Source organism: Sphingorhabdus profundilacus, assembly GCF_009769755.1.
Lineage (GTDB): Bacteria > Pseudomonadota > Alphaproteobacteria > Sphingomonadales > Sphingomonadaceae > Sphingorhabdus_B > Sphingorhabdus_B profundilacus.
Window position 1 is genome coordinate 784,959 of sequence record NZ_SDWJ01000002.1, and the last position, 13,905, is coordinate 798,863.

Sequence of the window (13,905 nt, forward strand, 5' to 3'; positions counted from 1 at the left end):
TTTTGTTTAATTCAAAAGATATTCGAACAATTGCCGGGATTAGTTACGGCTAAGTCAGAAACGGTCCGGAAATTTCCGGCCGCACGCGCGCCAACCTTCCGCTTTCCCTGTCGATCATCGCCCAAGTGGTATTCGCCCGCACGATAACCTTTCCCGCCGCATCGACAAAATCGACCCGCCGGTCAAATTGTGCCCCCTTGGGTACACTCTCGATCCATGTCCGCCCCGTCACGCTTTCCCCCGCGGCAATGTTACCGCGATAGTCAATCTCATGCCGTGTCACGACCCAAATATAGGCGGCGATATGCTCGGGCGCGGCGACCGCCTGCCAGTGTGATGTCGCCATATCCTGTATCCATCGCACCCACACCGCATTGTTGACATGACCAAGTTCGTCGATGTCGGCGGGCGAAGCAGTAAAGCTTTGGGTGAAGGGTGTCATGATCCGCTTTTGACCATCCCCATCTGCCACAGGAGGAACGCCGCTTCCTCGGCATTTTCACGCAGTCGTTCGAAGCGGCCCGACTTGCCGCCATGGCCTGCGCCCATATTGGTCTTGAGCAAAAGGACATTGTCGTCGGTCTTCATTGCGCGCAGTTTGGCGACCATTTTGGCAGGTTCCCAATAGGTCACACGCGGGTCATTCAGGCCTGCGGTCCACAACATGGGCGGGTAGGCCTTGGCCGCGACATTGTCGTAAGGCGAATAGCTGCGGATATAATCGAACGCTGCATTGTCAGTTATGGGATTGCCCCATTCGGGCCATTCGCCGGGTGTCAGCGGCAGGTCTTTGTCGAGCATGGTGTTGAGTACATCGACAAAGGCCACATGGCTGACCACTGCGCCGAACAGTTCGGGTGCCTGATTGACCACCGCGCCCATCAATTCGCCGCCCGCTGAGCCACCGCTTGCGGTCACCTTGCCCTTGCCGGTGAATCCCAACTGGATGAGGCCGCGTGCCACGTCGACAAAATCGTTAAAGGTGTTGGTCCGCTTGGTCAGCTTTCCGTCGAGATACCATTGGTATCCCAGATCATCGCCGCCACGAATATGCGCGATGGCATAAGCAAAGCCGCGATCAAGATAGCTAAGCCGTGTGGAAGAAAAGCCCGGTGGCATGGCATAGCCATAGGCCCCATAGGCATAGAGATGGAGTGGTTGGCTGCCATCTTTCTTGAAGCCTTTTTTGTAGACGATGGACACCGGCACTTTCGCCCCATCGCGTGCCGTGATCATAACGCGCTCGGTTTGATATTGGCTGGCATCATAACCGCTCGGGATTTCAGCGACCTTGAGAGTTTCGAACTTGCCGGTGCCGACCGTATAATCAAACACCGTGTCTGGCGTGACCATGCTTTCATAATCCAGCCGCAGCTTTGTTACATCATATTCGGGATTGTCGCCCAAACCTGCGCTATAGCTTGCTTCTGGAAAGCTGATTGGGGTCGTGCGTTCGGAGTCGTCATAATAGTGGATATCAACCTGATCCAGACCCTGTTCGCGGGCTTCGACCACAAAGAAGTTTTTGAAAAGGCTTACGCCCGTGATGTAATAGTCATCTGCACCGCCAATCATTGTTTTCCATTCGCCCGGCGCCTTCAAGCTGGCGGTCGCAACGCGGAAATTGACATGGTCATCGTTGGTCAGAATGTAGAGCATCCCGTCGCGAACATCGACCGAATATTCCCGTCCGGTCTTGCGCGGCGAAACCAGGATCGGGTCGGCGGACGGATTATCGGCGGGCACCAGCCGCACTTCGCTGGTGACATTGTCGCCAGTGGCGATGACAATCCAGTCGTCCTGTGCTGTCAAACCAATGCCCACGGTAAAGCCGTCATCTTTTTCATGGAACAGCAATATGTCTTCGCTTTGCGGCGTACCGAGCCTATGAATCATGATCTTGTCCGTCCGCCAGTTTTCATTGACCTGGCCGTAGAGCAGGCTTTTCCCGTCGGTCGTGAAGACGATGTTGCCTAACGTGCCCTCTATGGCATCGTCTCCCCAAGGCGCGCGTGCGTTACATATCTGGTCATCCAGATCCGTTCCGGTGGCGAGGCATTTGAACTTTATGCGATACCGTTCCGAACCGTTATCGTCGTAGGAATAGGCAAGGATACCGCCATCTCTGCTGACCTCGGCCGCACCGAGGCGGAAATAATCCTTGCCCTTGGCCAGCTCGTTTTCGTCCAGAATCAGCTGGCTGGGTCCACCCGCCACAGGCTTGCGGTAATGCTTGCGATATTGCGCGCCTTTTTCAAATTCGGACCAGTAGATATAGTCGCCATCCTTCTGAGGTACGGAACTGTCATCTTCTTTGACGCGGCCCTTCATTTCCTGAAAAATGGTTTCAGTGAGCGCGGCCTGAGGGGCCATCTGCGCTTCGAAATAGGCGTTTTCGGCCTTTAGATGCTCCAATATTTCCGCGTCATCGATCGTCGGATAGCTTTGATCCTTGAGCCAATGATAATCGTCGGTCAGCGTCACGCCATGATAGGTCGCGCTATGCGGGCGCTTGGCCGCGACGGGCGGCTTGATTTCAACGGCGGATTTTTCGGTCATATTTTCTTTCTGGGCAAATAGTGGCGACGAGAGTGTACCAATCATGACAAACAGGGGCAGCAACGCTTTCATGAGAAGGCTTCCTCGCTTATAGGGGTGGTGTAACCATATGAACGGAAGTCCGATATGTCCACCTATGAAGCCCGCCTAGGCGCCCTGCGCGCGCAATTGAAGCAAGACCAGCTCGACGGCTTTGTTGTGCCGATCTGCGATGAACATATGTCCGAATATGTCGGTGACTATGCACAGCGTCTGGGCTGGTTGACGGGCTTTGGCGGGTCGGCAGGGTCCGCAGTTGTGCTGAGCGAGGAAGCAGCCATCTTCACCGACGGTCGGTATACGTTGCAGGTGCGCGAACAGGTCGACGGACAAAATTGGCAATATGTCGGGGTGCCGCAAACCAGCATCGCCGACTGGCTGAAGGAATATGCACCTGCGGGCGCTCGTATTGGCTATGATCCGTGGGTCCATACCAAAGGCTGGGTCGAAAGCGCCAGCAGTGCACTTAAGGCCAAGGGAGCCGAACTGGTTGCCGTCAAAAGCAATCCTATTGATGCGGTATGGGCCGACCAACCGGAAAAAAGCGACGCCAAGCTGATGGTGCATGAGGACCGCTATGCCGGCCAAAACAGCGCCGAAAAACGCGCGGCGGTGGCGGAGTGGCTGGCCGACAATGGCGTGGACAGCACGGTGATCTCGGCGCTGGATTCGGTCGCATGGCTGCTGAACGTGCGCGGGTCAGACGTGTCGAACACACCTGTCGCGCTGAGCTTTGTGCTCGCGCATGCCGACGGCACAGCGGACCTGTTTGTCGCGCCGGAAAAAGTGGACGAGGCTGTGCAGGCCCATCTGGGCAACGCGGTCCGGTTGCGGACACCGGAGGAATTTGTTCCCGCACTCAAGGCCATGAGCGGCAAGCGTATTGCCGTCGATCCCGATCGCGCCGTCGCCGCCATCTTCGGCGCACTGACAGATGGCGGCGCCACGATCGTGGAGGCGCGTGATCCCACCATCTTGCCCAAGGCCATCAAAAACCCTGTCGAGCAGGATGGCCATCGTGCAGCACAAGCACGCGATGGCGCGGCATTGAGCCGTTATCTGCACTGGCTTGCCCAAGAGGCACATAAGGGCGAACTGACAGAATTGTCGGCTGCGGCCCAGCTCCGAGCCTTCCGCGAGGCGACCGGCTTGTTGAAGGACCTGAGCTTCGATACCATCTCGGCCGCCGGGCCCAATGGGGCCAGCCCGCATTATAAAGTCGATGAGAAATCGAACCGTCGCATTGACCCCAACAGCATTTATCTGGTCGACAGCGGCGGCCAGTATCTGGACGGGACCACCGACGTCACCCGCACCATCTGGGTCGGCCCCGGCGAGCCGACAGCAGAAATGAAGGACCGCTACACCCGCGTTCTCAAGGGCCACATCGCACTCGCGCTCGCGGTCTTTCCCGAAGGTACCCGCGGGGCACAGCTCGACACATTGGCGCGCGCCGCGCTCTGGCAGGCAGGCGTTGATTACGCGCATGGCACCGGTCATGGTGTAGGCAGCTTTCTTGCCGTGCACGAAGGGCCGCAACGTATCGGCAAATTCTCCGGCGGACAGGCCGGAACGGACGAACCGTTGCAGGCGGGCATGATTTTGTCGAATGAACCCGGTTATTATAAGCAAGGCGAATATGGCATCCGCATCGAAAATCTAATTCTGGTGGAAGAACGCAAATTCGGCGGCGCTGAAGGGCGCTATTTCGGTTTCGAAACCCTCACCTTCGCACCAATCGACAAGGCCTTGGTCGACACCAGCCTGCTGACCCGCGACGAATTGCGGTGGTGGGATGATTATCACGCCAAGGTGCTGGACATCGTCGCGCCACAGTTGGATGGCGATGCGCTTGCATGGGTGACGGATGCTTGTGCGCCGATTGAGCGAATCTGAGCTTTCGAACCCTTCTAGCGGAATATACCTTACAACTTATGATGAGCACCTATGCTCGACCTGATCCGGTCAAGTGTAGCTTTTCGGATCGCCTTCTTGTTCCATGAATAGGCTTTACCGGGGAGTTGCGCCAACTGTTCTGCAACTACCAGTGCCTTTGCCTCCACCCTGTCCGGATCGGCAAGAGTATCGAGATAGCCGGCCTCAACTGCGCCTTCGGGATTATATATAAAGCCCTGCATCAACGCGCGAGTCAGGTGCCGCGAGCTTAGCCGGTCGCGGGATATCTCCATCGCGAAGATCGGCAACTGCATGCCCGTAATCGCCTCATTTGCACCGATCTTATAGTCCCCCGCCGCACCGATGCGCGTGTCGCATGCGTTCAGGATGAACACCCCCATTGCAATTGCGTGGCCGGTGCACGCCGCGACAACAGGAAGAGGGCCGCCATAAAGCCGCAGCAACAATTCCGCACCCGCATCGAGTAACTTATAGACGCCATCCGCCCCCAAGTTTGCAAAGGCGTTCAAATCAAACCCGCCTGAAAACCGACCTTCACGTCCTGCAAGCACAATCGCCATCGCTTCGGCCTCGGCTGTGTCGAGCGCGGCGTTCAGTGCAGCAATCATCTCGAAGTTGATGGCATTGGCTTTTCCATCGTCCATACGGATCAGGGCAATATCGTTTGTGATTTCAACGGTGGCGGCCATCTTGGTTCTCCCTAAAGCTTTAATCATATGATTAAAGCGGCGCTTTACGTAAACGTCAACTCCTATTTCGGGTGGCTAAGCCGACGCGCGCTTCTATGCTGGATAGCAACACAGAATCAGGAGAGCATGATGAGCCAGACATTTTCGGACTATACACCGACCAAAATCTGGGAATGGAATAAGGAAAATGGGGGCCAATTCGCTAGCATTAACAGGCCTATAGCCGGTGCAACGCATGATAAAGACCGCCCGATCGGGAAACACCCACTTCAACTTTACTCGCTCGCCACACCCAATGGCGTGAAAGTAACCGTCATGCTCGAAGAATTGCTCGCACTGGGCCATGAAGGCGCCGAATATGATGCGTGGCTGGTGAACATTCGCGACGGCAATCAGTTTTCAAGCGGATTCGTCGACGCCAATCCCAATTCGAAAATTCCAGCGCTGTTTGACCAAACTACGCCTGAACCTACCCGCGTGTTCGAATCGGGATCAATCCTGCTCTATCTGGCGGAGAAGTTCGGGGCCTTTCTACCGACCGAACACCATAAACGCACCGAAACCATAAACTGGCTGATGTGGCAAATGGGCAGCGCGCCCTATCTGGGCGGTGGGTTCGGCCATTTTTACGCCTATGCACCTTTCAAGTTCGAATATGCCATCGACCGTTTTGCAATGGAGGTGAAGCGGCAGCTTGATGTTCTCGACCGGAACTTAGCGGATCGCGAATATATGGCCGGCGACGAATATAGCATTGCGGATATCGCAATCTGGCCATGGTATGGCGCACTGGTCAAAGGTCTTATTTATGAAGCAGGCGAGTTTCTCTCGGTCCATGAATACACAAATGTGATTCGCTGGACCAACCAGATCGCCGAACGACAGGCGGTAAAACGTGGGCGGATGGTCAATCGTGTCATGGGCGATCCGGCGAGCCAATTGCACGAACGGCATGATTCCAGCGATTTTGACATGAAAACGCAGGATAGAATAGCGCCCGCCACCTGATTGACACAGCCATTTTGTTCTTGTATTGTTCTGTCACTTATGAGGAGAGAAATGATGATCGGATATGTAACATTAGGCACCAATGACCTGGCGCGTGCGGCGATATTTTACGACGCCATTGCTGCGGAACTTGACACCCCGCGGATGATGGAATTTGATGGTTTTATTGCCTGGGGCAAGCCGGGCGATGCCGCTGGTATTGGACTTACCAAGCCGTTTGATGGAAATGCGGCTAGCGTTGGCAACGGTGTAATGGTTGCGCTGGCGGCCAAGGACAAGGATCAGGTGCAGCGTCTCTATGATATCGCGCTGGCCAATGGCGGAACGTGCGAGGGGCCTCCTGGACCACGCGGTGATTCCTTTTTTGCAGGCTATTTCCGTGACCCCGACGGCAACAAACTCAACGCCTTTATCATGACATAAGCAGGATATGAATCTGTTCCTTGGGCGAAGGTAACGGGCACGGGCACGGGCACGGGCAATGTGGTGCGAGATCTGGAGATGTATCCATTACATCTGGGATTGGGCGCAAAGGCAATCCCGTTACCGCCCATTACAGGACTGCAATGGTATGACGAATATTCGGCCCACCATAGCAATGATGGTCCTGAAGGGCGGCTAGTTTCACTGTTCCGCTTTATCGAAAGCTGGGACAGCTGGGAAATGCACCCTTTGGGCGATGAAGTTATTTCGGGCGAAACGGATTATTTTGCGGCCGGGGAATCACGCAATAATGGGTATGTTATTGCGTGATGATTTTCAGGGAGTGCGTGTTATCGCCACTGATCGCAGGACAAATTCGGCACCCAATTGCCCGCTGCCGCCGGCAATTTGCAACTGCAACAGCTGATGGGGGCAATCTGCGTTCAGGGAAAATTTCTGCGAGTCACCGCTGCGTCCCGATTTGACGGCGGCGTTCGTGAACCATTTGCTGACCGGACCCTTGCCGGACAGGCATGACAATTCCCATCTGATGTCGGAATCAGAAGCAGTTTCCTGTGCCTCATATTGTGCAGTGAAGCGATAATTGCCCGGTTTTAGAAAAAGATATTTGCGGATCAATTCTCCGCGTTCACCTGATCCGGCAAATGCGGACAGCGTGTAATTGCCCGCCTTGTCCGGTTCAGAAAAGGCACCACCAATTGCCGGATTTTCTGAAATCTGCCAGCCTACCGCGGGATAGCGCAAGTTGACTGTGTCTTTAGTCAGCGCTGCCGTCTGCAAAGCCTTCAGTCGTGCGGACGGAAGGCTCGTATAATAGCGTTCAAAGGCGGAAAACTCTCCCTTGGCAGCCAAAGTAGATAGGAGATAATTGGACTGGTCGCGATATTCCTTACGATCTGGCAATGGTCCCGCCTGCAATAGCACATCCACCAAATAGGAAGGATCTTCCATCGATCCAATCGCGTAAGGCAAAAACGACAGCAGCCAATCCGGCGCGGCCTTAACAAAAGGGGTCAAGCCCGCCCGTACTTCGGGATCGTCAAGCGCTCCAGTCAATGTAGGAAAAAGAACCGGAAAGCTGCTCGGCGTAGTTCGCATCGCGATATCATAATGATAGAGCGCCTGTTTCTTGTCATTGCGCGCCACCGCATCTTCGATCAACCATAGTTGCGTGCCAAAATCACGTCGCGACACCTTTTGCGACAGAAGCATCAATTCACGCGCCCTTTTCCGATCGCCACGAACATCTGCAACATAGCCAAGCAAGCGGATGGCCACAGGGTTTAATGCGCCACCGCGGAGAGACTGTTTCGCCATCGCTTCGACCTTGGCCAAAGTCGCCGGATCCTGCTTTTCTGCAAATAATTCATCGGCTTTGCGCGAAAGCGCGAGCGGATGATCGGGTACAAACCGCAGCGCCATGTCCGGATTCTGCTGCCATGTTATATTCGCAACGGCATGAATGAACGACAGCCAGGCGATATAACCCGTAACCGATATGAAACCGACAATTTTTACCCAAAAGAGAGGCGGCTTTGCCTTGAGGGCAGTAAAACGCGGCAAGGCTTTTCTTTTTCTGGACATAGCTTTCGCGCGCATTGACCCTATCAAGATGCCACAAACTGGCGGAGACGGAGGGATTCGAACCCTCGGTACCGGATTTACCAGTACGACGGTTTAGCAAACCGTTGGTTTCAGCCACTCACCCACGTCTCCTGCGCGCTTGGCATCGGGGGCCTATAGCGTTGCAACCCAGGGCCTGCAATGGTTATTGATGCCTGTGCTGTCTACCACTAAAATTAGATGCTTTAGATTCACTCTGGCGCAAATAGGACTCGGATGGTCGCCCGTTCATTGTGCGCTCATCCACATGATTCATATGATTGAGCCAGAATGACAGGAGGCGTGCGGAATGCACCAAGTAGCGAACAAGCAGGGTTTCGGATCGATGGTGAAACATGCGATGCTGATGGTGGCTTTAACCGCCGCTATCGCCGCACCGACGAGCGCGCAAATCACGACTGTAGATCCCAATGTCGCGATTGATGCGGATCTTGGTACACCGCCTGCGCCCGCCCCATCTGAAGAAAATGTGACTGTGCAGGACGGAATTCCGACCGAAGGCGCATTACCCGCACAAGCCGGTTCACCTAGCACAAATGTTGCCCCGTCGGATCAAAATACGTTTCAAGAAGATGATCTGATCGGGGCGGCTGAGGGCGTTTTTGGCAAGGGCGCGAAGGGCCTTGGCAAATTGATCGAAGATATTCTGAAAAAGCAAGGTCGGCCCAATGGCTATATTGTTGGCCGGGAAGGCGGCGGGGCATTTGTCGTCGGGCTGCGTTACGGATCCGGTACCTTGAATCACAAGGTTGAGGGTCAGATGCCCGTTTATTGGACAGGTCCATCAATCGGTTTCGATGCTGGCGCTAATGCAGGCAGCACTTTTGTACTTGTTTACAATCTCTATGACACCGAAGATATTTATCGGCGGTATCCGTCCGGTGAAGGCGTTGCCTATCTGGTAGGCGGTTTCAACGCCAGCTACCTGCGTCGCGGGAATGTGGTCCTGATCCCGATTCGTGTAGGTGCCGGTCTTCGGCTGGGTGCCAATGTCGGTTATATGAAATTTTCGAAAAAGCAGCGTTGGTTGCCGTTTTAGACAGGGGCATTAAGCGGCGGCGCGTAGATCTTCCATCCGTTTGAGATAGCGGGCAAGGACATCGATTTCGAGGTTCACCTGACGCCCGACGGCAAGGGTATCAAGCGTCGTCATCTGCGCCGTATGCGGAATGATGTTCAGCGTGAACCGCACCAAGCCGTTGGATTGATCGGCAATTTCATTGACGGTCAACGAGATGCCATCAACAGTTATCGATCCTTTGGCCGCAATATAGGGCGCCAGTGAAGCAGGGGCCTGAACCGTAACTTTCCAGCTATCGCCGACCGGATCGCTTCCAACAATCTCGCCGACGCCATCAACATGGCCGGTGACGATATGCCCCCCCAGCTCGTCGCCAACTTTCAATGCCCGTTCCAAATTGAGTCGCGACCCTGCTTGCCATAATCCCTGTGCGGTGCGCGATATGGTTTCGGCTGACGCATCAACGGCAAAACAGCCATTACCCTTCTCCACCACTGTGAGGCATACGCCCGAGCACGCGATGGATGACCCGATGGCAATTTCGTCCATGGTATAATGGCACCCAATGACGAGGCGAAGATCCCCGCGTTGGTCAACAGAAGAGATCGTGCCGATATCGGTAATAATGCCGGTAAACATAAGTGAGAAGCCTTTGGTCTATAGCGCTCTATCGTAGACTTCGACGTGATCATTGCCAAGACGGCGTGCAAGAGAATTATGCCACCGCCCATGCGCGTCTTTTAAATCTTCCAAACCGATATCGCCCAAACACGCCGTTCCGGCGCCGATCAATATAGGTGCTCGGTATAAAAGCAGGCGATCAACCAAGCCGGCACGTAAAAACGCAGATGCAGTCTTTGCGCCGCCTTCCACCAGCAACATGTTGCAGTCCAGTGATGAAATTTCGTCAACCGACCTCAAAACATCCCAACCGTCAGGTGCGGTACCACTGCCCAACATGACCTTGCGCGGACTTCGATTTTCCAGTCCGGGCAAACGGACATCAAGTGCCGGGACGTCGATCCTGACCGTTGCAGCGCCGACCAAAATGGCATCGCTCCGTGCCCGCTCGACATGGGCGTGGGCCCGGGCGGATCCACCTGTAATCCATCGGCTTTCACCATTGGCCAACGCAATTTTCCCATCAAGCGAAGTGGCGAGTTTTAACGTCACAAACGGTCGCTGTCGTTCCAATCGGCTGAAAAAGCCTGCTAACTGTCTCCTCGCAACTGACGCCATGACGCCGGTTTCGACCGTGATTCCAGCCTCTTTCAGTTGGTTAAAACCTTTTGTACTGGTGCGTGGATCGGGGTCGACAATCGCACCAACCACCCGTGCCGGACGCGCTTCGATTAAAAGCTGTGTGCAGGCAGGGCCGCGCTCAGACACATGCGCGCAGGGTTCCAAGGTAACATAGATGGTTGCGCCTGTCGCGCTGCTGCCTGCCTGGGAAAGCGCCATGGCTTCTGCATGCGGCCTTCCGCCCTGCCCCGTCCATCCCCTGCCCAACACGATATGATCTTTGACAATGATGCAGCCGACAGACGGGCTGTTAAGCGTGCAGCCAACACCACGTTCCGCCAGCGCCAGCGCGGCAGCCATATAATGTTCGTCAGCGTGAGAGGTTATTTCTCAGCTCCCTTTGCTGCGGCTTGTTCGGCCCGTGCTTCTCGCTCTATCCGGTCAACATCCATGCCGACGGCCCTGCCGAAGGCTTTATAGGCCTCTTTCTCACGCGCTATCATCTTGTCCTTCATCTTCTGACGCTCGGCAATCGCAGCCCTGGATTCTTCAATTGTGCGCGTGGCCGGCCAGCTTTCGACATAGATGATTTCACGCGGCGGCGGTTTTGATTTCTCCAATATGTCGAGATAAAATGTATATATGATGATCGCTGTCGGCACACATGCGGCCAGAAACAGCAACGGACTGTGATGACCCGAAGTGCGGAAAAACCCGATCAGGTCGGAACCTCCGCTTTTAAGTGATACGTCTTTGAAGAAGGACATATTTCGTCAATAGGCGGGGTATAGCGCGATTTCCAGTGCTGGAATCACTCTGGGTCGAAAGCTCATAACTATTGTCGTCGATAGCTATGAGCTCGCGGCCTAATTTATGTCGAATCGAACGGTGAGTGTTTGCCAGTCTTCGACCGCGATGCCGTCGCGCGTTGCGGGTTTGAATCGCCATGCCGAGAGCGCCTGCTTTTCGGTTACCCGCGCAAAGCTGCTGTCGGTTGCGCTAATTGTCTGAACCTGCCTAACCCGGCCATCGATACCGACCAAAATGCGGACAGTGACACTGCCTTCAATTTCCTGACGCAGCATGGCGACGGGGTAGTCGGGTTGGAAATTGCGTATGTAGCGCGGATCGCGTGTCGCAGATTTGAAAATTGGTGTCGGTGTTTTCGGAATTATCGAAGTGAAATCGGCAAAATCGTCGCCGCTGCCAGCACCGGCTGTTATAAGGCCGGTCGCCGTTTCTGGGCCCGTCGTTATGACTCCAGTTTCTACAGGTGCATTGGTCTTGATTACTGGATCTGACCTGACGACTGTCTTCACCGCCTTGTTTTTTGGTTGTACCTTTTGTTCGGTTTTGGGCGGCGGTGTCCATGCGGGAATATTATGCCCGAAAAATGTTTTCGGCCCCGGTTCAAATTTAGCGATGATTGGCGACAGTGCCACGGCCAATATAATCGACCCATTTACCATGATTGCCGCGCCCATACTGACCTTATTGGCGTGGCTGTTTTCTTGTGCATAACTCATATCGGGTTTCCTCTCTCCCAGTTACGACGAGAAGGCCGGAGCAACACGAACAGGCGAATCACCCCGAATCCGACTCGCTTTAGTTATGATATATTGTATCTTAAACAAATCAACACCAATTTACAGCTACGACGAACGGCTACCTTTTCAATATTGAACAGGTGCTTCAGCCGCTGCGGAAGGCATTAGTAATCGGATAGCGGCGGTCACGGCCAAAATTTCGTGCGCCAAGTTTAACACCCGGCGGGGCCTGACGGCGCTTATATTCCGCTATATAAAGTAGCCGTTCAATCCGCGTGACGACATCGCGATCAAAACCCAGTGCAACAACCTCGTCGACCGACAGTTCTTCCTCGACCAACGCGTGCAGCATTTTGTCGAGCACCGGATATTCGGGCAGGGAATCGCTGTCTTTCTGATCAGGCCGCAGCTCCGCACTGGGGGGCTTGGTGATGATCGACTCTGGCATGACGGGTCCATCGGGACCTAGCCCGATGCGCGGCTTATGGCTGTTGCGCCATTTGGAAATGGCAAAGACCGTCATTTTATAGGCGTCTTTAATCGGATTATAGCCACCGGCCATATCGCCATAAATGGTGGCGTAGCCGACGCTCATCTCGCTCTTGTTCCCGGTGGTCATCAGCATGTGGCCAAATTTGTTGGACAGGGCCATCAACGTCACGCCTCGGATGCGCGATTGCACATTCTCTTCGGTGATATCGACCTGGGCATCGGCAAAACTGTCTGAAAGCATGACGTCAAAGGCATCGACAGCGGGTGAAATAGCGATGGTATCCAGCCTGCAGCCGATCATGCGCGCGCATTGTTCAGCATCATCAAGACTCGACTGGCTGGTGTACCGGCTTGGCAGCATCACGCACCAGACCCGGTCGGGCCCCAATGCATCGGCCGCAATAGCCGCGCAAATGGCGCTATCGATGCCGCCCGACAGGCCCAATACCACCCCGGGGAAACGGTTGGTGTCGACATAATCGCGCAGGCCCGTCACCATCGCGCTGTAAATGTCGGCAGGATGGTCTTCCCAAACCGCCAACTCACCTGCTTCACATACCCAGCCTGCGCCCTTACGGGTCCAGTGGGTCACGCGCAGCGCTTCCGTCCAGTCGGGCAAACGGTGCGCGGCGATTCCATCGGCGTTGAGGATGAATGAGCTGCCGTCGAAGACGAGTTCATCCTGCCCGCCGACACGGTTCAGAAACAATAGTGGTAAACCGGTCTCGGCGACGCGCGCTGCAAATACCTGTTCCAGCCGGCGATCATCCTTGTCGATTTCATAAGGGCTGCCATTTACCGAAATCAGAATTTCAGCACCCCTTTTGGCGAGATACGTCGATACCGGTTGCAACCAACCATCTTCGCATATCGGCAATCCGAGCCTGATGCCCTTGAACTCCACAGGTTCAGGTAACGGACCCGGGGTAAAAATACGCTTTTCATCAAAGGTGCCATAATTTGGCAATTCATGCTTGTAACGCACAGCCACAATCCGACCGCCGTCGAGCAACGCGATTCCATTGTAGAGCGCCCCGTCCTCGGAAAAAATCGATCCGACAAGCATCGCGGGTCCGCCATCGGCCGTTGCTCTGGCGAGTTCGGCCAGTTGTGCAGCGGCTTTGGCTGCAAAGACAGGTTTTAAAACAAGGTCTTCTGCCGGATAACCGATGAGTTGCTGTTCAGGAAATACAATCAAATCGGCCCCCGGCACTTTGGCACGCCATTCCAGCATTGCCGCTGCATTACCTGCCAGGTCTCCGACTCGCTGGGTGATTTGCGCCATCGCGATTGTAAGCTGATCTGTCATCCCCCCTGCTTATTG

The 13,905-nt window shown here is 54.9% G+C and carries 14 protein-coding genes and 1 tRNA gene; 5 read left to right on the plus strand and 10 right to left on the minus strand.

What is annotated here, in order from left to right:
- Positions 1–49 precede the first annotated feature (49 nt).
- Positions 50–442, minus strand: coding sequence for an acyl-CoA thioesterase (locus EUU23_RS11510; protein ID WP_160354728.1), 393 nt, complete (start codon positions 440–442; stop codon positions 50–52).
- Entirely contained in the window at positions 439–2,631 is a 2,193-nt protein-coding gene (locus EUU23_RS11515) for a S9 family peptidase (RefSeq protein ID WP_179956548.1), read from the minus strand. The genes EUU23_RS11510 and EUU23_RS11515 overlap by 4 nt, the downstream gene beginning before the upstream one ends.
- 54 nt (positions 2,632–2,685) lie before the next feature.
- On the opposite strand from EUU23_RS11515, the gene EUU23_RS11520 reads away from it, so the two are divergent.
- Positions 2,686–4,494 (plus strand): aminopeptidase P family protein, encoded by a 1,809-nt coding sequence (locus EUU23_RS11520; protein ID WP_160354241.1) that lies wholly within the window; start codon positions 2,686–2,688, stop codon positions 4,492–4,494.
- A 29-nt stretch (positions 4,495–4,523) separates the two neighbouring features.
- Here EUU23_RS11520 and EUU23_RS11525 read toward each other — a convergent pair whose 3' ends face one another.
- Complete coding sequence (locus tag EUU23_RS11525) at positions 4,524–5,204, minus strand: crotonase/enoyl-CoA hydratase family protein (protein ID WP_160354242.1); 681 nt, start codon at positions 5,202–5,204, stop codon at positions 4,524–4,526.
- Between the two features lie 129 nt (positions 5,205–5,333).
- Here EUU23_RS11525 and yghU point away from each other — a divergent pair, with 129 nt between their 5' ends.
- The 3 genes from yghU to EUU23_RS11540 all read left to right on the plus strand — a co-directional run bounded on the left by yghU (position 5,334) and on the right by EUU23_RS11540 (position 6,965).
- On the plus strand, positions 5,334–6,212 hold the full coding sequence (gene yghU, locus EUU23_RS11530; protein ID WP_218939600.1) for a glutathione-dependent disulfide-bond oxidoreductase: 879 nt from the start codon (positions 5,334–5,336) through the stop codon (positions 6,210–6,212).
- Positions 6,213–6,266: 54 nt separating this feature from the next.
- Entirely contained in the window at positions 6,267–6,635 is a 369-nt protein-coding gene (locus EUU23_RS11535) for a VOC family protein (protein ID WP_160354730.1), read from the plus strand.
- A gap of 78 nt (positions 6,636–6,713) precedes the next feature.
- Complete coding sequence (locus EUU23_RS11540; protein WP_160354244.1) at positions 6,714–6,965, plus strand: hypothetical protein; 252 nt, start codon at positions 6,714–6,716, stop codon at positions 6,963–6,965.
- Between the two features lie 6 nt (positions 6,966–6,971).
- On the opposite strand, the gene EUU23_RS11545 is transcribed toward EUU23_RS11540, so the two are convergent.
- Positions 6,972–8,240, minus strand: a complete 1,269-nt coding sequence (locus EUU23_RS11545) for a hypothetical protein (RefSeq protein WP_160354245.1) — start codon at positions 8,238–8,240, stop codon at positions 6,972–6,974.
- Positions 8,241–8,279: 39 nt separating this feature from the next.
- Positions 8,280–8,372: transfer RNA gene (locus tag EUU23_RS11550), tRNA-Ser, on the minus strand.
- A 196-nt stretch (positions 8,373–8,568) separates the two neighbouring features.
- Between EUU23_RS11550 and EUU23_RS11555 the strand changes: the two genes are divergently transcribed.
- Positions 8,569–9,318: a DUF1134 domain-containing protein gene (locus EUU23_RS11555; protein ID WP_160354246.1), complete on the plus strand. Its 750-nt coding sequence runs from the start codon at positions 8,569–8,571 to the stop codon at positions 9,316–9,318.
- Positions 9,319–9,327: 9 nt separating this feature from the next.
- On the opposite strand, the gene EUU23_RS11560 is transcribed toward EUU23_RS11555, so the two are convergent.
- From EUU23_RS11560 to EUU23_RS11580, 5 genes are all read right to left on the minus strand, one after another.
- On the minus strand, positions 9,328–9,939 hold the full coding sequence (locus EUU23_RS11560) for a riboflavin synthase (protein ID WP_160354247.1): 612 nt from the start codon (positions 9,937–9,939) through the stop codon (positions 9,328–9,330).
- A gap of 18 nt (positions 9,940–9,957) precedes the next feature.
- Entirely contained in the window at positions 9,958–10,929 is a 972-nt protein-coding gene (gene ribD / locus EUU23_RS11565) for a bifunctional diaminohydroxyphosphoribosylaminopyrimidine deaminase/5-amino-6-(5-phosphoribosylamino)uracil reductase RibD (RefSeq protein ID WP_343032732.1), read from the minus strand.
- The gene (locus tag EUU23_RS11570) at positions 10,926–11,309 is read right to left on the minus strand and encodes a hypothetical protein (RefSeq protein ID WP_160354249.1); all 384 of its coding nucleotides are present in this window, start codon (positions 11,307–11,309) and stop codon (positions 10,926–10,928) included. Before EUU23_RS11570 ends, ribD begins: the two co-directional genes overlap by 4 nt.
- Before the next feature lie 99 nt (positions 11,310–11,408).
- Positions 11,409–12,068, minus strand: coding sequence for an energy transducer TonB (locus EUU23_RS11575; protein ID WP_160354250.1), 660 nt, complete (start codon positions 12,066–12,068; stop codon positions 11,409–11,411).
- Between the two features lie 166 nt (positions 12,069–12,234).
- The gene (locus EUU23_RS11580) at positions 12,235–13,890 is read right to left on the minus strand and encodes an NAD+ synthase (RefSeq protein WP_160354251.1); all 1,656 of its coding nucleotides are present in this window, start codon (positions 13,888–13,890) and stop codon (positions 12,235–12,237) included.
- Positions 13,891–13,905: the final 15 nt, after the last annotated feature.

What these genes read in the sequence shown, in the direction of transcription:
- EUU23_RS11510 (WP_160354728.1), bottom strand. Translation starts at nt 442, where the DNA reads ATGACACCCTTCACCCAAAGCTTTACTGCTTCGCCCGCCGACATCGAC.
- EUU23_RS11515 (WP_179956548.1), bottom strand. Translation starts at nt 2,631, where the DNA reads ATGAAAGCGTTGCTGCCCCTGTTTGTCATGATTGGTACACTCTCGTCG.
- EUU23_RS11520 (WP_160354241.1), top strand. Translation starts at nt 2,686, where the DNA reads ATGTCCACCTATGAAGCCCGCCTAGGCGCCCTGCGCGCGCAATTGAAG.
- EUU23_RS11525 (WP_160354242.1), bottom strand. Translation starts at nt 5,204, where the DNA reads ATGGCCGCCACCGTTGAAATCACAAACGATATTGCCCTGATCCGTATG.
- yghU (WP_218939600.1), top strand. Translation starts at nt 5,334, where the DNA reads ATGAGCCAGACATTTTCGGACTATACACCGACCAAAATCTGGGAATGG.
- EUU23_RS11535 (WP_160354730.1), top strand. Translation starts at nt 6,267, where the DNA reads ATGATCGGATATGTAACATTAGGCACCAATGACCTGGCGCGTGCGGCG.
- EUU23_RS11540 (WP_160354244.1), top strand. Translation starts at nt 6,714, where the DNA reads ATGTATCCATTACATCTGGGATTGGGCGCAAAGGCAATCCCGTTACCG.
- EUU23_RS11545 (WP_160354245.1), bottom strand. Translation starts at nt 8,240, where the DNA reads ATGTCCAGAAAAAGAAAAGCCTTGCCGCGTTTTACTGCCCTCAAGGCA.
- EUU23_RS11555 (WP_160354246.1), top strand. Translation starts at nt 8,569, where the DNA reads ATGCACCAAGTAGCGAACAAGCAGGGTTTCGGATCGATGGTGAAACAT.
- EUU23_RS11560 (WP_160354247.1), bottom strand. Translation starts at nt 9,939, where the DNA reads ATGTTTACCGGCATTATTACCGATATCGGCACGATCTCTTCTGTTGAC.
- EUU23_RS11570 (WP_160354249.1), bottom strand. Translation starts at nt 11,309, where the DNA reads ATGTCCTTCTTCAAAGACGTATCACTTAAAAGCGGAGGTTCCGACCTG.
- EUU23_RS11575 (WP_160354250.1), bottom strand. Translation starts at nt 12,068, where the DNA reads ATGAGTTATGCACAAGAAAACAGCCACGCCAATAAGGTCAGTATGGGC.
- EUU23_RS11580 (WP_160354251.1), bottom strand. Translation starts at nt 13,890, where the DNA reads ATGACAGATCAGCTTACAATCGCGATGGCGCAAATCACCCAGCGAGTC.